The organism is Leucobacter tardus (assembly GCF_017583045.1).
In the GTDB taxonomy this organism is placed as follows: domain Bacteria; phylum Actinomycetota; class Actinomycetes; order Actinomycetales; family Microbacteriaceae; genus Leucobacter; species Leucobacter tardus.
In genome coordinates, this window is the sequence record NZ_JAGFBF010000005.1 from 374,716 (window position 1) to 392,376 (window position 17,661).

Consider the following 17,661-nt stretch of genomic DNA (forward strand, 5'->3'; position numbering starts at 1 on the left):
CTGAGTGCGGGCGGGGCGGGTCGGGTCATCTCGATCCGCCCCGCCCGCACTTATTCGTCGCGGACACGCACGATACCGTGGGCCCCGCGCTCGGCATCGACCATGATGTGCGACACGAACGGAAAGTGTCCTGCTTCCGGGAAGACCAGTTCAACGAAACCGCCATGTGCGGGCTGCAATCCGAGAGCCTGTGAACCGATGCCGGGAACGCGATCGATCACGAATGCACCTTCGCTCCTTACGCTGTCGAACTGTCCGCCAATGATGTGAAAACTCGATGCCCGGTTCGGTCCGGCATCCAGTACCCAGAATCGCACTCGCTTCCCGGTCGTGGCCTCGAGCGGGGTGTGATCGTACTGGGTGGCGTGGCCATTGAACACGACCAGGTCGGGCCGCTCGGACTGCACCGCCTCGATATTTACCTCGCCCCCGTCGTGGCCGCCGAGGTAGTACTCCCCCTGCACGAGCACATAGCTGCGATCCACCGAAGGCAGCTCGTTCGGCTCGATCACGACGGCGCCGTACATGCCGTTCGCAATATGAGCAGACATCGGCATCGTCGAGCAGTGGTAGAGCCAGATGCCCGAGCGCTCCGCGGTGAACGTGTAGGTGAGCTGCTCCCCCGGCGCGATCGTGCGCATCGGTCGATCAGGTGCGAGGGCACCAGCGTGGAAGTCGATCGAGTGGCCCATGCGTCCGTGATTGACGAGTGTCACCTCGAACGTGTCACCGACCCGACCGTGCAGCACGGGCCCCGGGGCGGTGCCGTTGTACGTCCAGAGGGTCTGCCAGACTCCGGGAGCGACTTCGAGCCGCGTATCCTCCACTTCGAGCGTCAAACGGTGGGTCGTCGGCCCTCTGGAGGGCAGCGGCGGCAGCACGGCGTCGTATGGGGCGAAGTCGGCACCCGGTGACGCACTGAAATCGATGGGCTCGGAGCCACCGCCATCGTCGCCGCGCGCGTGCGTGCTCGGCGATCCGCCGTGCTCCGGGCTGCCTGAGGCGACGATCGTCAGCGCCATGCCCATCTCTCGATGCCCGATGATGGAGCACCATCCCGCGACGTCAGCCGTAATCACCCCGACATCGATGCGCGTCGACTCCCCCGGTGCCAGACGCTCCCCGACCACCCCGTTCTCGAAGACGAGATCGTGGGGCTGCACAGGGTCGGTATTCGTGAGCTCGATGACGAGATGCGTTCCGACCGGCACCTCGATCTCCGCGGGCGTGAACCGCATATCGGTCGCCTCGACGCGCTCGGTATGCACGGGCCCGTCGGCAGACCTGTTGGGCGGCGTGCTCCACCCGAGCGAGACCGGGTCGACTGCAGCGCCGATTGCCGTTACCAGGAGCACGCCCAGCAGGCCGGCGACGGCTTGTCCCGCCCGGCGACGGGTGAAAGAGCGTTCCGGTCCGGGTCTCGGGATCACGCCCGTATCGGTGATCGAGTGTTTCGCGCGACGCTGCGCACGCATCGCCCGGGGCATGACGACGAGAAATGAAGCCATAGCGCCGAGGTACAGCGCGGAAGCCAGCACGCGAATCAGGCTCGAAACCGGGAGTGCGCAGACGATCAGCGCCGTGTTGACCACGACGACTCTCAGCTGACCCGCGCGGTCGAAGGCCGCGGCGCCGACGCGCACCGGCCCGGGCCCTCCTCCCAGGACGACCGGCACGAGAGCGCTGAGTGCTCCGAGCATCACCTGTGCCGCGAATCCGGCGACGAGGTACGGCACCGTGGCGTGTACGATCCTCGTGAGGTCCGTCAATCCGCTGTCTGAGGCGAGAGCGGTCGCACCGCCGATCAGGATCGCGATCACACAGCCCGCCCACCAGGTGAGGGCCGCGCCGACGGAGAGCGCAGCGAACGTGGTCGGTGCGGAGCCACGGGTGGTACGGACGAGAGAAGCGCCGAGAACGACGAGTCCGGAGAGATAGCACAACAGACCCGCGAGGGCGACCGGGAGCCAGGCGCTCGCGGCTCACGCCGCCGCGATGACCACGCCGCCGGTAAGCACGGGGAGCGCGAGAGCGGCGCCATGCGGGGCGCGCTCTTCGGCGCGAGTGCCGAGGATCGTGGGCCACAGGGTGACGATGGTGCCGGCCACGGTCAAGCCGATCCAGCCCAGCACATTCACCAGCGCGTGCGCCATCACCCACTGCGGCGGAGCGCCGTCGACCGCAAGCCACCCGCCCAGGGCGACACCCAGCACGAGCAGCGCAGCGGCGGCGATCGAATAGTGAACGGTGTGTCCGAAGCGTCCCGCAAGACTTCGCCGCGCGCGCAGCACCAGGCTCGCACCGTGCCAGCTCGCGGCTACGGCGATCAGTGTCGCTCCGGTGATGGTGAGCATCCAGAGCACTGTCGGCACGCCGATCATCACGAGCGAGGCACCGGTATTGGCGAGTACCAGGCGGAGGTTCTGTGCGCGCCGCTCGCGACGCGTGGCGGCGCTGCGCAAGAGGGCGAACGAGAAGTACTGACTCCAGACGAGGATCGCGTGGGTGACGGCCCCCAGCAGAGTCAGGTGGATCATGAGCCAGCGCGGAGCGGGCACCCATCGGTGCGCGAAGGCCGCGATGACGACGATCAACAGCCACAGCACCGTCGGAACATCGCGCATCACCCAGAACCCGCGCGACGGCGCTCGATCGGAGCTTTCAGGATTGGTCGATAGTCGATTCACGATCGTCAGGTCTTCCTTACCTGGTACACGGGGCGACCGAGCCCATCTCGGCGACTCATGACCCGCCGCCGCTGCCGTGGCAGTCGCGCGTGCGACGTGAAGGTCGGCGTCGCGCGCACCATGCGAATCAGGGCTGAGATCTCGGGCGCATCGGCAGTCGCTGTGCCGCCGAGACGACCGTCGCGTCGAGCCGCCGTGCGCCACACGTATGATGTCGGTATGCCGAGGCGTGTCGAAGATTTTCGTGGTCTGACTCAGCTCAGCAGGCTGCGATTGCTGCATGCCGTACACGCGGAACCGGGTCGCCGGTTGCCCGAGCTCGCTCGCGAGGCCGGCCTGCACGTCAACACGGCGCGAGAGCACCTTCACGTGTTGGAGGACGAGGGTTTCGTGGTCAGTCGCGCCGTCGCGACCGGCACGCGAGGCCGGCCGCCCGTCGTCTACGATCCCGTCCGATCCTCCGACGAGAACCCGAACGCAGAACGTCGTCTCAAGCAATCTCTCCATCGGGGCGACATGCTGCGGCGCATCCGCCCCACGCTCGACCTGAGCGCAGATCTGAACGATGCGGCGCAGCATCAGGTTGATGCGCTCTACGCTCACCTCGACGAAGTGGGGCTCGAACCTCACTTCGACCCGCAGTCGCTGCAGATTGAGGTGCGCCCGTGCCGCTACCACGAACTCATCAACGAGCACGGTGAAGTCGTCTGCAGTGTGCATGGGCGTCTGGTGCGTCAGCAACTCGAACAGGTGCCGGGGCCACTCCGCATCGTAGAGGTGCTGCCATTCGTGACACCCCACGCCTGCCGTGTGACGCTCGCGTCGGGAGGACGCACGGACGAGGCAGAGGAGCACACCTGGATCCCCACCCGACCGCGGCACTCTCGAACGGGCGCGGCGATTATTGCGGAGGATGAAGCCTCCCCGAGTGCGTGACCTCATGACGTGCGTGCGGTGCCTCGCAACATTCCGCCGACGACGAGTGCGAGTGCGGCGACGAGGACGAGTAGCCACAGCCCGAGCGAATAGGAATTGGATTCCGGATGATACGTCGCCCCCATCACGAGCGGGGGGAAGTACCCGCCGAGACCTCCCGCGGCAGCGACGACCCCACTGACAGCACCGACCTGCTCGGGCGGTGTCGAGGGGCCGATCCAGGCGAACACGGCCCCCATTCCCAGCCCCATCGCAGCGGCCATCGTGATGAACGTCGCGCCCGTGAGCACCCCCTCAGCGGGCTGCTGCCCGACGACGTAGGCCAGTGAAACGATTCCGGCGAGCGAGATCAGGGAGATGATCTTCGGGCCGAATCGGTCGGCGAGAACGCCGCCGATCGGGCGGGCGACTACCGCCGCAGCTGCGAAAATCGCGGTGCGCGTACCTGCCCCCACCGGGTCCACGTCCTCAGGGTAGATCGTGACGAGGTACTTGGGCAGGAAGGTCGAGAAGGCGACGAACCCGCCGAACACGATGCCGTATAGGAACGACATCTCCCACGTCACGCGCAGTTTGAGGGCGCCGACGACCTTCGGCAAGAGGGGGACACGATTCGGTGACCACTGCGGCGACTCCCGCATGAAGCACCAGACGAGCACTGCCATCGCGAGCAGGGCTCCGGCCACGAGCACGTGCGTCTCGACGAACCCGAGGGCGCCGAGCAGTCGCGGCGTGAGCCACGCGGCGATCGCCGTACCGATCATGCCCATGCCGAACACACCGGTGGCGAATCCACGCCGATGCGGCGCGTACCACGCGCCGGCGAACGGCACTCCGACCGCGAACACTGTGCCGGCCACACCGAGATATGTGGCCGCCAGGATCAGCAGTGGGTAGCTGCCGATCGTACCGGCGAATGCCACGAGCAACACAGCGGGAATCGAGGCGAGCAAAATCACGGTGAACATGATGCGGGCGCCGAAACGGTCCGTGAGCGCGCCGGTCACTACGCGCCCCACTGCTCCCACGAGCACTGGGGCGGCGAGCAGCACTGATATCTGTCCCTCGCTCAGACTCATCCCCTCCGCGTAGAACCGTTGGATCGGGGCAATCAGCATCCATGCCCAGAACCCGAGGGTCGACGCGCAGGTGGCCAGGAGCACCTGTACGAACTTCCCCTTCAGTGTGGACGCTTGTGACCGTGTTGTGGTGTTCATCGTTTCCTTCGCGGGTCGAGCCGGCGCCTCATGACGACGTCTCTCGGCTACTGGTTTGACCGTAATCGCAGCCGGAAGGGCGGTGAGGGGCGATTGCCCGTGTTTATTCCGCTCCACGCCGATCGTTTCGACGGTTCACGCGAAGAGACCAGCGGCATCCGCATTAAACACGGTCGAAACGCACACTTTCACGCAACCATCGCCGCAACACTGGACAGACCACTTTCGCTTGCAGAGGAGTCAGCCGTGGCACGTACGCCCGACCGTCCCACCCGTCCGGCCACCGACGGCGCGCTCGCCGACTCGCTGCTCACCATGGGGCGCTTCGTGCGTCGAGGGGAGGCTTCGCCCGATCTCCGAGCTCTGTTCCTGGAGGGCGGTCGCCAGGGCGACGCCTTCTACCGCGACCGATGGTCCCACGACAAGGTCGTCCGTTCGACGCACGGTGTGAACTGCACCGGATCCTGCTCATGGAAGGTGTATGTCAAGGACGGCATCATCACCTGGGAGACGCAACAGACGGACTATCCGTCGGTCGGGCCGGATTCTCCCGAGTACGAACCCCGCGGATGTCCGCGCGGTGCCGCGTTCAGCTGGTACACGTACTCGCCCACCCGCGTGCGCTACCCCTACATTCGCGGTGTCCTGGCGAAGCTGTATCGAGAGGCGAAGCAGAAGCACCACGATCCGGTGGACGCCTGGGCATCGATCGTCGAAGATCCCGAGTTGGCGAAAGAGTATCGTCGGGCGCGCGGCAAAGGCGGTCTGATCCGGGCAACGTGGGACGAAGCGATGGAGATCGCCGCGGCCGCACAGGTCTATTCGGTGAAGCGGTACGGCCCCGACCGCATCGCTGGGTTCTCACCGATTCCAGCGATGTCGATGGTCTCGCACGGTGCGGGCGCTCGCTACCTGAACCTCGTCGGCGGGACCATGCTCTCGTTCTACGACTGGTACGCCGACCTCCCCGTCGCCAGTCCGCAGGTGTTCGGTGATCAGACCGACGTGCCCGAATCCGCTGACTGGTGGAACTCGGGGTACCTCATCATGTGGGGCTCGAACGTTCCGGTCACGCGCACCCCCGATGCCCACTTCATGACCGAAGCCCGGTACCGCGGGCAGAAGGTCGTCACCGTCTCTCCCGACTACACCGACAACACCAAGTTCGCCGATGAGTGGGTGGCACCGCACCCCGGAACCGACGCGGCACTCGGCCTTGCGATGGGGCACGTCATTCTGCGCGAGCACTACGTGGAGCGTCGGACGGCGCGCTTCGAAGATTACATGCGTCGGTACACCGATGCCCCCTATCTGGTCGCTCTCGCCGAGCACCCGGATGGGGGTCTCGTTCCCGGAAAGTTCCTCACCGCCGCCGACCTCGCAGACGATCGCAACGCGGTGCCTAAGGCCGACTTCAAGCCGCTGCTTCTCGACCAAGAGGGTGAGGCGGTCGTACCGAACGGGTCGCTCGGGCACCGCTTCGCGCCGGAAGATCGAGGATCGTGGAATCTCGACCTGAAAGACGTCGTCCCGCCGCTGTCGATCGCCGACCTCGAGTCCTGGGATGGCGCGAGCGCCGAGATCCTGCTCCCGCGATTCGATCTCGCCCCGGCCGAGGGCGCCCATGGACAGGCGCACGCCGGCGGCTCGGGCACGATGCGCCGCGGCGTGCCGGTGCGCACGGTCGCTGGCCAGCAGGTGACCACAGTTTTCGACCTCATGCTCGCGCAGTACGGCGTCGGTCGTGACAGCCTCGCAGGCGAGTGGGCTACCGGATACGACGACCCCACCGTGGTCGGCACCCCCGCGTGGCAGCAGGAGCACACCTCGGTACCGGCGGAACAGGTGATTCGCATCGCTCGGGAATTCGCGGACAACGCGGATCGTTCGGGGGGCAGATCGATGATCCTCATGGGCGCCGGCACGAACCACTGGTTCCACTCCGACACGATCTACCGCACGTTCCTCGCCTTGACCACGATGACCGGCTGCCAGGGGGTGAACGGCGGGGGTTGGGCGCACTATGTGGGTCAGGAGAAGGTGCGGCCCATCACCGGTTACCAGCAGTACGCGGCAGCAGCGGATTGGAATCGCCCCCCGCGACACATGATCGGCACCGCGTACTGGTACCTCGCGACCGACCAGTGGCGATACGACGGACTGCCTGCCGACCAGCTCGCGTCTCCGCTCGCCAGGGGGGTCTTCACCGAGAAGACGACCGCCGATTGCCTCGTGGAGTCTGCGCGGCGGGGATGGATGCCGAGTTACCCGACCTTCAACCGCAATCCGCTGGATCTCTGCGAGGAGGCTGATGCGGTCGGCAAGGAGCCGCAGCAGTACGTCGTGGACTCACTGGTCGAAGGGTCGCTCTCGTACGCCTGCGAGGACCCTGACTCACCCGAGAACTTTCCGCGTGTGGTGCTCGTGTGGCGCGCCAACATCCTCGGTTCATCGGGCAAAGGCAATGAGTATTTCTTGAAGCATCTGCTCGGCACCGATGCCGCAGTGCGGGCACCGGAGGCAGAGCCCGACTCGAGGCCGCGCGACATGCGCTGGCACGAGGATGCTCCCGAAGGCAAACTCGATCTGCTGGTGACCGCTGACTTCCGCATGACGAGCACCACGCTCTTCTCGGACATCGTGCTTCCGGCCGCGACCTGGTACGAGAAGCACGACCTCTCGTCGACCGATATGCATCCGTTCGTACACTCGTTCAACCCCGCGATCGCCCCGCCATGGCAGACGAAGACCGACTTCGAGCTGTTCGGTCTCATGGCTCAGCGATTCGCCGAGTTCTCGACCGATCACCTCGGTGTGCGGCGCGACCTGGTCGCGACGCCCCTGCAGCACGACACCCCAGATGTGATGAGCACGCCCAAAGGTCGCGTCGCGCCGTACGATCCCGCAGGTGACCTGCCGCTCGTACCGGGAGTAACGATGCCGAAGCTCACTGTAGTCGAGCGGAACTACCCCGAGCTCTTCGACCGCTGGCGTTCACTCGGCCCGCTGACGGAGAAGCTCGGGCTGACGACCAAGGGAGTCACCTTCCGTGCGGAGCCCGAAATCGAGCAGCTGCGCCGGGTGAATGGCGCTGTGCCGAGCGGACCCTTCGCCGGAGCGGTGCGCCTCGACACGGATCAGCGGGTCTGCGAACTGATCCTCGCGCTCTCGGGTACCACCAACGGCCGTCTCGCCACGCAGGGATTCACGTCGCTCGAGGAACACACCGGACAACGCCTCGCCTTTCTCGCCTCGGAGCACGAGGGCAAGCAGATCACCTTCAGCGACGTGCAGGTGCAGCCGCGCAGCGTCATCACCTCGCCCGAATGGTCCGGCTCCGAACACGGCGGCCGCCGGTACACCGCCTTCGCGATCAACGTCGAGCACCTGAAGCCCTGGCACACGCTGACGGGCCGGCAGCACTTCTACCTCGACCACGACTGGATGGAAGATCTGGGTGAATCGCTGCCGACATACCGGCCCCCGCTTGACATGCACCGTTTGTTCGGCGATGCGCGGCTGGGTGCGCACGGCGTCGACGCTTTCTCCGGCGGTGCCGAGGTGGTCGTGCGCTACCTCACCCCGCATTCGAAGTGGTCGATCCACTCGGAGTACCAGGACAACCTCTTCATGCTCTCGCTCTCACGAGGCGGCCCGACTATCTGGATGAGCGTCGAAGACGCCGCCAAGATCGGGGTGCGCGACAACGAGTGGATCGAATCGTACAACCGCAACGGTGTCGTCGTCGCGCGAGCCATCGTGTCGCACCGCATGCCGGAGGGAACCGTGTACATGTATCACGCCAAGGACCGCACCGTCGATGTGCCCCTCAGTGAGACGAGCGGGCTGCGAGGGGGCATCCACAATTCGCTCACGCGCATCCTCATGAAGCCGAGCCACCTCATCGGCGGCTACGCGCAGCTCGCCTGGGCATTCAACTATCTCGGACCGACCGGCAACCAGCGCGATGAGGTCACCACGATCCGTCGCCGCAACCAGGAGGTGCAGTACTCATGAAAGTGATGGCCCAGATGTCGATGGTCATGAACCTCGACAAGTGCATCGGGTGCCACACCTGCTCGGTCACGTGCAAGCAGACCTGGACGAACCGAACCGGCGTCGAGTACGTCTGGTTCAACAATGTTGAGACCCGTCCCGGCGTCGGGTATCCACGCGGCTACGAAGATCAGGACGCGTGGCGCGGCGGGTGGATTCGCGATAAGCGCGGTCGACTTCGGCTGAACGACGGTGGGCGCTTGCGCAAACTCTCGCGAATCTTCTCGAACCCGAAGCTGCCCGAGATCGAGGACTACTACGAACCGTGGACCTACGACTACGACATGCTCTTGAACTCGCCGCAGGGTGAGCACACTCCGGTCGCGAGGCCGAAGAGCTTGCTCACTGGTAAAGACATGAAGATCGGTTGGTCGGCGAACTGGGATGATAATCTCGGCGGTTCGCTGGAGACCATGCACGAGGATCCGATCCTGCAGAAGATGAGCGAGCAGGTCAGTGCCGAGTACGAGCGCGCGTTCATGTTCTATCTGCCGCGCATCTGCGAGCACTGTCTCAACCCCTCCTGCGTCGCCTCGTGCCCCTCGGGTGCGATGTACAAACGTCAAGAAGACGGGATCGTGCTCGTCGACCAGGACGCGTGCCGCGGCTGGCGCATGTGTGTGTCCGGTTGCCCCTACAAGAAGGTCTACTTCAACCACCGCACGGGCAAAGCCGAGAAGTGCACTTTCTGCTACCCCCGCATCGAGGTGGGTATGCCCACCGTCTGCGCCGAGACCTGCGTCGGACGACTCCGGTACCTCGGCCTGGTGCTCTACGACGCGGACCGGGTCGCGGAGGCGGCGAGTGTTGAAGACCCTCATGAACTGCTCGCGGCGCAGCGATCCGTGCTGCTCGACCCGTTCGATCCTGGGGTCGTCGACGCGGCACGCGCCGAGGGGATTCCCGAAGACTGGATCACGGCGGCTCAGGCAAGTCCGATCTGGAAACTGATCCAACAGTACGAGATCGCGCTGCCCCTGCACCCCGAATACCGCACGATGCCGATGGTCTGGTACATCCCCCCGCTCTCACCCATCGTCGATGTCGTCACCGGTTCGGGCAACGACGGAGAGGACGCGCGAACACTCTTCGCGGCGATCGACAAGCTGCGGATTCCCATCGGCTATCTCGCGGAGCTCTTCACCGCGGGCGATCCCGCCCCGGTCGACCGGTCACTGCGAAAGCTCGCCGCGATGCGCTCGTACATGCGTGGGGTGAGTATCGACGACGAGCGCGACGAGCGTATAGCGAACGCCGTCGGCATGACCGGATCGCAGATCGAAGAGATGTACCGTCTGCTCGCGATCGCAAAATACGAGGAACGCTATGTCATCCCGTCGGCGCACGCCGAACAGGCCCACGACCTCGAAGAGATGGGTTGCTCGCTCGAATTCGACGGCGGGCCGGGTATGGGCGGCGTCGGTCCATTCGGATCTTCGAGCGGCACACCGGCACCGGTCGCGGTGGAGAACGTCACCGCGCTGCAGGATCGGCAGACCGCCGACCGTCCGTCGACCCCCGGCAGAGTCAACCTGCTGAACTGGGACGGCAACGGCTCCCCCGACGGCCTGTTCCCTCCGCAGGGCGACCTCGGTCCGCTGCGCAAGACCGGAAAGCAGGGGAAGGACTGATGGCGGTCACCACGTTGCGCAATCGTGTGACACGGCAACGATCGCTGCCAGCGGCGTTGGAACCGCTTGAGCTCACGGACGGGCAGCGCACGCGCACGCACATGATCGCTTCGCTGCTGCTCGACTACCCGGATGAGCTCTGGTTCACGAGGATCGACACTCTTGAGCACGCCTCCGATTCCCTGCCCGATCCGATCGGCACGGCCTTCGTCGGCTTCATCGACCGCGCTCGCTCTGCCGGCCCTCTGGCGTGGCAGCGGGAGTACGTGACGACGTTCGACCTCAAGCGCAAGTGCAGCCTGTACCTCAGCTACTTCGCCACGGGCGACACGCGGAAGCGCGGTTCGGCGCTGGTCACCTTCATCGAGGCATACCGGGCCGCCGGATGGGCGCCGACCGAAGACGAGCTGCCCGACTACCTGCCGATGCTGCTCGAGTTCTCGGCAAAATCGGGCGACGACGTCTCCGCGGCAATGCTCACCGCCCACCTCGAGGGCATCGAGGTGCTCCGCGCAGCGCTCGAGGACATGGGGAGCCCGTGGGCCAGCATCGTGCGCGCCGTCGTGCGCTCACTGCCCGTTGTCGACCGCGCCACGCGCGAGCGGGTACTCGACCTGGTCACCGAGGGCCCGCCGACCGAGACGGTCGGACTGAGTTTCCTCGGAAATCTCCCGCCATTCAGTCCGAAGGGGACCGCATGAATCCGCTCAACATCGTGCTCTGGGTCGCACTGCCATACGTCTGCGGAGCGATCTTCGTCATCGGTCATGTGTGGCGGTATCGGTCCGATAAATTCGGGTGGACTACCCGATCGAGCCAGGTGTACGAGAGTCGGTTGCTGCGCTGGGGATCCCCCATGTTCCACCTCGGGATCCTCATGGTCATCGCAGGGCACGTGGTGGGCCTGCTCATTCCACGTGAATGGCTCTACGCGATCGGCATCGATGAGCACCTGTACCACATCGGTGCGACGGTGCTCGGCACGGCCGCAGCAGTCCTCACGCTCGCCGGGTTGGCGATCCTGATCTATCGGCGCCTCACCGTCGGTCCCGTGTTGCTCGCGACGTCCGTCATGGACAAGGTGATGTACCTCTTCCTGGGAGCCACCCTGCTGTTCGGTACGCTCGCGACCGTCGTGCATCAGGTGTTCGGCGGAGGATTCAGTTACCGCGAGACCGTCTCTCCGTGGTTTCGACACTTGCTGACCTTCTCCCCGGATCCCACGCTGATGCTCGAGGTCCCGCTGCTCTTCCAGCTGCACGTCGTCACCGCGCTGCTCCTCTTCGCCCTGTGGCCGTTCACCCGGCTGGTGCACGTCTTCTCGGCACCGTTGGGGTACCTGGTGCGCCCGTACATCGTGTACCGCTCGCGCGATGCGATGCAGGAGAGATCTCGGCCGGCGCGGCGAGGCTGGGACCCGGTCACGCCACCCGATGCTGGCCGCCTCCGCCAGCGATGACTGCGCGCCGGGCGCACCCCGCTACACGAGTGCTGGCACGACCGCTCGCTCGACGATGCGCTCGAGATCGGCGTGATCCTCGGGCGACAAGTTCTGGAGCGGCGGTCGTACCGGACCACCCTGTCGTCCCACGGCGTCGAGGCCGGCCTTCACGATGGACACCGCATACCCGGGGACGCGATTGCGCACCTCAAGGTACGGCTGCACAAAGTCACGCAACGCCGCGAACACCGTTGCATGGTCGCGCTGGCGGACCGTGCCGTAGAAATCGATGGCGAACTGGGGCACGAAGTTGAACATCGCCGACGAGTAGGTCGTCACACCGAGCTCGAGGTAGGGCAGCGCGAAGGTCTCGGCCGTGGGCAGACCTCCGATGTAGGTGAGCCGGTCCCCGAGCGTCGTCGCGATCTGCGTCATCTGCTCGATCGAGCCCACCCCGTCCTTGAAACCGATGAAGTTCGGGCACCGCTCGGCGAGGCGCACCAGCGTGTCCGCAGAGTACTGCGCATTCGCACGGTGATAGACGATGACGCCGAGCGAGGTTGCGGAGCACACAGCCTCGACATACGCGCCGAGGCCCGCCTGGCCGGCTTCCGTCAGGTACGGCGGGAAGAGGAGGATGCCTGACCCGCCGGCCCGCTCCACCGCGCGCGCCTGCGCCACCGCGGCGGCGACAGATCCACCCGCTGGTCCGAGCACGGACGTGCGGCCGTTCACCTGCTGCACCGCTGCCGAAACCACCCGTGAGACCTCATCAAGGGTGAGCGAGAAGTACTCGCCGGTTCCGCCAGCGGCGAAGAGACCGGCGACCGGGTAGTTGCTCAACCACTCGATGTGCTCCCGGTAGGGGTCCTCCGCGAAGGCGAGCTGATCGTCGAAGTGCGTTACCGGAAACGAGAGCAGACCCGATCCGATGCGACTCGCGAGTTCCTGGGGTTCGATAGTGGACACGTCGATCAACCTCCGTTGTTCATTGGCGACACCACCTGAGGCGGTGGAAAAACATTCCGTACCAGAGACGCTACGCCGCCCACTCATACCTGTCCAACATTCAAGTAGCATGGTCTGATACCGTGTCAGCATCGACCGCAACGCGGTCCGCGTCAGAATGGTGGAGGGTCATGTCGTACACGCTGGACCAGGTTCGCGCGCTCGTCGCGGTCGCCGAAGAGTTGCACTTCGGCCGGGCCGCGGAGCGCCTGCAGATGACCCAACCTCCGCTGAGCCGACAGATTCAGCGACTCGAAGCCGCGGTCGGAGTGCCGTTGCTCACTCGCAGCAACCGTCGCGTGGAACTCACCGACGCGGGGCGCGCGTTCCTCGACGAGGCGCGTCGCATCATCGCGATCGCCGACGGGGCGCCGCAGATCGCCCGCACGATCGCCGCAGGGCTTTCCGGAGTAGTGCGCATCGGGTTCACCGCGTCCAGTGCTTTCACGCTGCTTGGTCCGGTGCTCGCACGCATCTCCGAGTCGCTCCCCAACGTCACGATCGAGCTGCGCGAGATGGTCACGAAGCATCAGCTTGAGGCGCTCACCCAGAACACCATCGACGTCGCGGTGGGACGCCCGCCCTTCGACCCCGCGATCTTCGCCTCGACGCGGATCCATCGGGAACGACTGCTCGCCGCACTGCCCCTCGGGCATTTGCTCGCACGACGCACCAGCCCGATCGGGGTCGAAGATTTGGTGCACGAGGACATCATCATGCACTCTCCTGTCGAAGCCCGATACTTCTCGGACATCGCGACGCGGATGATGCCCATCACGCGCTGGAAGCAACGGTATACCGTGAGCCAGGTGTCGACGATGGTCGCGCTCGTGGCCGCCGGATGCGGAGTCGCACTGGTCCCCGAATCGGCCGCTGCGCTCGGGGTCTCCGGCGTGACCTACGCTCCGGTCGTGACGAGCGAACCGCGGCCGATCGAGCTGCACGCCGTTTGGCGCGCGGATGACGCCCGTCCGCTCACACGACGCATCGTTCACGAGTTGCGGCGCGCGACCGAGGACTGTTGAGCGGCTTCGGCAGACGAAGCCCCGGGGCCGAGGCCCCGGGGCGCGCGTGAGCTAGTGGTCGCGGAGCGTCAGATTGTAGGTGCGATCCGCGCCGATGTACCAGAGATCCTCGGTGCCGATCGCGTGCCGATCGTAGCGCCAGGGAATCTCTGCGGCGCCGTAAGATCCCTCTCGGAGGACGAAGCGATATCCCGGTCGCAGTTCATTCGCGAACGACTCCTGCTTGCCCATCAGATGACCGACATTGCGCTTACTATATTCGGCATCGAAGTCGACTTCGTCGCCGAGTAGGCCGATCTCCTGCATGCGCGGGCGCACCGTTGCGAGATGCGCGAGCGTCCGTGCGTGCACGTCCTCGCAGACGACACCGGGTCGGAGGTGCGGGATGATCTCGTCGCGCACGACCCGGGTGAGCGTCTCGTATGCTTCACGACCCTCGGAGGTGCGCAACACCGAGCGCGCCATGTCCGATGTCGCAACGACTACTCCGTCCACTACGACCTGCACTCCGGCGTCGAGCTGCACGCAGGTGGTGGACTCATCGATGACGAAGTCCGTGGGCGGCCCAGGGAAGAGCATGCGCTGCGATGAGTGCAGGTTGGTGAAATAGGGTTCGATGCCGAAGGGGATGCTCTGGTCACCACGGAACCCGTCGAGGAAGGCCAAATAGCGAGCGTACAGTTCGTTCTCGGTGAATGCGGCGCCGGCGTCCAGCTGCTCGTGTGACCAGTCCACGGTTTGCTCGATCGCGGTGGTCGATGCGCGCGCGGCGATGATCTGAAATGCCAGATCCTCGCTGTCCCGCTCGTCGCGCCAAGACCCGAGGGCTCGCGAGGCAGACACGAGTACTGAACCGGCATCGGTCAGGCGGAGGCCGAGCGCCGCCGACTCCCACTGCTCCTCGAACGCGATGCGAGCACCCGGTGCGAGGTCCAGAATCGCTGCCGACGGTGACGGGAAGGTTCCGATCGGCGTTCCCACCACGTCGCGGGTCTGGGCGTCGGCGATGACGAAGAGACGATCGCCGACCCACAGCGCCAGCGTGCCGGGGCGGTGCGGAGTTCCGGTCACTTCGGTGAAGTTCGGTGTGGACGAGAAGAGGATCGCCTCGACACCGAGCTGCTCCCCCACCTCGGGCAGCGCCGAGAACCGGGTGTCGGCATCGGCGGTGAGGTCCCGCTCCAGTCCCGAGAGGTGCGCTTCGGTGGCGATGAGCCGCTCGGCGACCGGGATCGCCGTGCCGCGCCATCGTGCCATCCGGTCCAGCACCGCGGACTGGTCGACTTCGAATACCTGGACCGGACGCTCATCTGGCAGGGTCACGCGCACATCGACCTCGCCGGTCAGCTTGAGGAAGTGCGTGTAGGGAGCTCGTGGGTCCAGGTCGACCGATTCGTCGCCGACCAGGTCCTTCACCAACGCAGCCAGGTTCGCCGCGGCCGGCACGTCCGCGACAGGACGGGGGTCGATCGTTACCCAGGGTTCGTAGAACCGGATGCGATCTGCATCGATTCCGGCACCCGTGATCAGGTTTCCCTGATCCTGCTGCCGAGCGAGCAGGACCTCCGCATCATCGCTCTCGAAGATCAGCGGGGTGACGAACGGGTGGGAATCGCGGCGGATCGCGGCGAACAGCAGACGCTCTCGGGCGACGAATCCGTAACGCTCGGTCAGGACTTCAGGGTCGAAGATGATGCGTGCCATATGGGGTGCTTCCTCACTTCTCGGGGTACGGGTGTTGCGGTGCGATTCGAGCACCACGTTCAGCTGATACCGGCTTCGACACCGAGCAGTTGCTCGACATCGGCGACGATTTCGGCGAACGTATCGGTGTACCGCGTCTCTTTCGTGCGTGGACGAGCCAGGTCGATGCGAATGTCGGCGATGATGCGCCCCGGGCGGTCTCCGACTACAAGGACGCGATCGGCGAGCCACACCGCCTCCGGAATACTGTGCGTCACGAAGAGCACGCTCCGCTTCGTCTCCTGCCAGATGCGCTGCAGCTCGAAGTTCATCGAGTCGCGGGTCATCGCGTCGAGTGCGCCGAACGGCTCGTCCATGAGCAGGATCTCAGGGTGGGAGACGAGGGCTCGGCAGATGGAGACACGCTGTTGCATACCTCCGCTCAGCTCGTACGAGTAGCTCTCGGCCTTGTCGCCCAGCCCCACCAGTTCGAGGAGTTCTCGGGCGTACGCCCGAGTCTCCGGCGTCACGCGCTTCCGGAACTCCATCGGCAGCATGACGTTCGCAAGATTGTTCCGCCAGGGCAGCAGCACGGGCCCCTGGAAGACCATGGCGATGTCGCGCAGTGCCTCCTTGACGCCGCGCCCGCGCACGAGCACTTCGCCCTCGGTGTTCTCGAGCAGTCCCGAGATGATCTTCAGGAGCGTCGTCTTGCCTCCGCCGGACTGGCCGACGATCGAGACGAACTCCCCCGGCGCGATGTCGAAGTCGCAGCCGCGCAGTACGGTGTTGCCGGCTCCGCGTCGTGCGGTGTAGGTCATCCCGACGTCTCTGACGCTGATGACAGGTGCTTCGGTCGTCACGGTCCTCATCCTTTCCTCACGTTCGCCGAGGGTCACTCGGCCGGCGCCTCGACGACGTCCTCGGGCACGAGCGGCTCCAAGAAGTCGTTCGTGTAGATGTCGTCGGGCGAGATCGACTCGGGGTTTTCCAGCCCGAGGTATTCGACAGCGACCTCGATCTGCTTCTCGACTCCCGCATCGCTCATCGTGCCGAAGCCGGTCTCGACGTTCTCGTCATTCCACATGAGCTCGCATTGCCCGTCAATGGCGCTCTGCAGCGCGGCCTCGTCGAACCCTGGAACGGCGTCGGTGAATGACTGCGCCGTCTCATCCTGATGCGCGCATGCCCATGCGAACCCTCGCTGCAGTGCTCGGTTGAATCGTTCCACGAGTTCTGGGTCCTCGGAGATCGTCTGATCCGAGGCGATGATGCCGTTGCCGTAGTAGAGCAGACCGAGGTCGGCCCAAGGCAGGATCACGGGGTCGTATCCCTCCGCGACGAGCATCGGACCGTCCGACACGGAGAGCGCGAGGTTGGCGTCCCACTGCTGCGAGATGAGACCGGGGATCTTCGCTTCACCGGCGGCGGAAACGATGGTGACCTCGTCGTCGTCCCAGCCCAACGTGTCGAGTACGGCCGGCCACATCGAAACCATGGCGCCATTTCCCTCGGTGGCGACCGTCTTCCCCTTGAGGTCGTCCCAGTCGGAGATTCCGGAGTCGGGAAGGGCGAGCGCTGCGTACGCGGACTGAGCCTGCACGAGATTGATCTGCTGAATCGACGACCCCTGCGCCCGATTCAGCAGAGAGACATTGAAGTCGGCCCATCCGAAATCGACGCGCCCGGTGTCGACGGAGGCAACTGTGTTCGCCGATCCCGAGCCCGGCATGATCTCGAGATCGATGCCTTCCTCTGCGAAGAAGCCGGCGTCGACAGCGGCGTAGAACGGCGCGTGCTTCGGGAGGACCGCGACGTCGAGCATGAGGGTGGCTTGATCGGAGCCGTCGGCGGCTGCTCCGGAGCCGGAGCAACCGGTGGCGACGAGTGCGGCGGCGGCGAGCATGGCGGCCGCACCGGAGGTCTTGACACGCATGAGAGGGGTCCTTTCTGAATGTACAGCGGGTGATCAACGGC

Annotated in this window: 13 protein-coding genes; 6 read left to right on the forward strand and 7 right to left on the reverse strand. The window is 65.5% G+C overall.

Annotated elements, in window-relative coordinates; genetic code table 11:
• Positions 1-50: 50 nt before the first annotated feature.
• Both J4H85_RS14035 and J4H85_RS14040 read right to left on the reverse strand, forming a co-directional pair.
• The gene (locus J4H85_RS14035) at positions 51-1,820 is read right to left on the reverse strand and encodes a multicopper oxidase domain-containing protein (protein WP_307863565.1); all 1,770 of its coding nucleotides are present in this window, start codon (positions 1,818-1,820) and stop codon (positions 51-53) included.
• A 162-nt stretch (positions 1,821-1,982) separates the two neighbouring features.
• The gene (locus J4H85_RS14040) at positions 1,983-2,624 is read right to left on the reverse strand and encodes a hypothetical protein (protein ID WP_243893597.1); all 642 of its coding nucleotides are present in this window, start codon (positions 2,622-2,624) and stop codon (positions 1,983-1,985) included.
• A 282-nt stretch (positions 2,625-2,906) separates the two neighbouring features.
• Here J4H85_RS14040 and J4H85_RS08790 point away from each other — a divergent pair, with 282 nt between their 5' ends.
• Positions 2,907-3,623, forward strand: coding sequence for a helix-turn-helix domain-containing protein (locus tag J4H85_RS08790; protein WP_208238800.1), 717 nt, complete (start codon positions 2,907-2,909; stop codon positions 3,621-3,623).
• A 2-nt stretch (positions 3,624-3,625) separates the two neighbouring features.
• On the opposite strand, the gene J4H85_RS08795 is transcribed toward J4H85_RS08790, so the two are convergent.
• Positions 3,626-4,840, reverse strand: coding sequence for an MFS transporter (locus J4H85_RS08795; RefSeq protein WP_279592039.1), 1,215 nt, complete (start codon positions 4,838-4,840; stop codon positions 3,626-3,628).
• Positions 4,841-5,155: 315 nt separating this feature from the next.
• On the opposite strand from J4H85_RS08795, the gene J4H85_RS08800 reads away from it, so the two are divergent.
• Genes J4H85_RS08800 through narI form a run of 4 tightly spaced genes read left to right on the forward strand, consistent with a single transcriptional unit; the run spans position 5,156 to position 11,986 of the window.
• Positions 5,156-8,857: a nitrate reductase subunit alpha gene (locus J4H85_RS08800; protein ID WP_208240356.1), complete on the forward strand. Its 3,702-nt coding sequence runs from the start codon at positions 5,156-5,158 to the stop codon at positions 8,855-8,857.
• Positions 8,854-10,527, forward strand: a complete 1,674-nt coding sequence (gene narH / locus J4H85_RS08805) for a nitrate reductase subunit beta (RefSeq protein WP_208238802.1) — start codon at positions 8,854-8,856, stop codon at positions 10,525-10,527. Before J4H85_RS08800 ends, narH begins: the two co-directional genes overlap by 4 nt.
• Positions 10,527-11,228, forward strand: a complete 702-nt coding sequence (gene narJ / locus J4H85_RS08810) for a nitrate reductase molybdenum cofactor assembly chaperone (RefSeq protein ID WP_208238804.1) — start codon at positions 10,527-10,529, stop codon at positions 11,226-11,228. The genes narH and narJ overlap by 1 nt, the downstream gene beginning before the upstream one ends.
• On the forward strand, positions 11,225-11,986 hold the full coding sequence (narI, locus tag J4H85_RS08815; protein ID WP_208238806.1) for a respiratory nitrate reductase subunit gamma: 762 nt from the start codon (positions 11,225-11,227) through the stop codon (positions 11,984-11,986). The genes narJ and narI overlap by 4 nt, the downstream gene beginning before the upstream one ends.
• Before the next feature lie 21 nt (positions 11,987-12,007).
• Here narI and kdgD read toward each other — a convergent pair whose 3' ends face one another.
• Positions 12,008-12,937 (reverse strand): 5-dehydro-4-deoxyglucarate dehydratase, encoded by a 930-nt coding sequence (gene kdgD / locus J4H85_RS08820; RefSeq protein ID WP_208238808.1) that lies wholly within the window; start codon positions 12,935-12,937, stop codon positions 12,008-12,010.
• 170 nt (positions 12,938-13,107) lie between these two features.
• Between kdgD and J4H85_RS08825 the strand changes: the two genes are divergently transcribed.
• Entirely contained in the window at positions 13,108-14,001 is an 894-nt protein-coding gene (locus J4H85_RS08825; RefSeq protein WP_208238810.1) for a LysR family transcriptional regulator, read from the forward strand.
• 51 nt (positions 14,002-14,052) lie between these two features.
• Here the strand turns inward: J4H85_RS08825 and J4H85_RS08830 are convergent, their stop codons facing one another.
• From J4H85_RS08830 to J4H85_RS08840, 3 genes are read right to left on the reverse strand one after another with little or no spacing between them, the layout of a single operon-like run.
• On the reverse strand, positions 14,053-15,705 hold the full coding sequence (locus J4H85_RS08830) for a M24 family metallopeptidase (protein WP_208238812.1): 1,653 nt from the start codon (positions 15,703-15,705) through the stop codon (positions 14,053-14,055).
• Between the two features lie 59 nt (positions 15,706-15,764).
• Positions 15,765-16,547 (reverse strand): ABC transporter ATP-binding protein, encoded by a 783-nt coding sequence (locus J4H85_RS08835; RefSeq protein ID WP_208238814.1) that lies wholly within the window; start codon positions 16,545-16,547, stop codon positions 15,765-15,767.
• Positions 16,548-16,579: 32 nt separating this feature from the next.
• Positions 16,580-17,620, reverse strand: coding sequence for an ABC transporter substrate-binding protein (locus J4H85_RS08840; protein ID WP_208238816.1), 1,041 nt, complete (start codon positions 17,618-17,620; stop codon positions 16,580-16,582).
• Between the last annotated feature and the right edge of the window lie 41 nt (positions 17,621-17,661).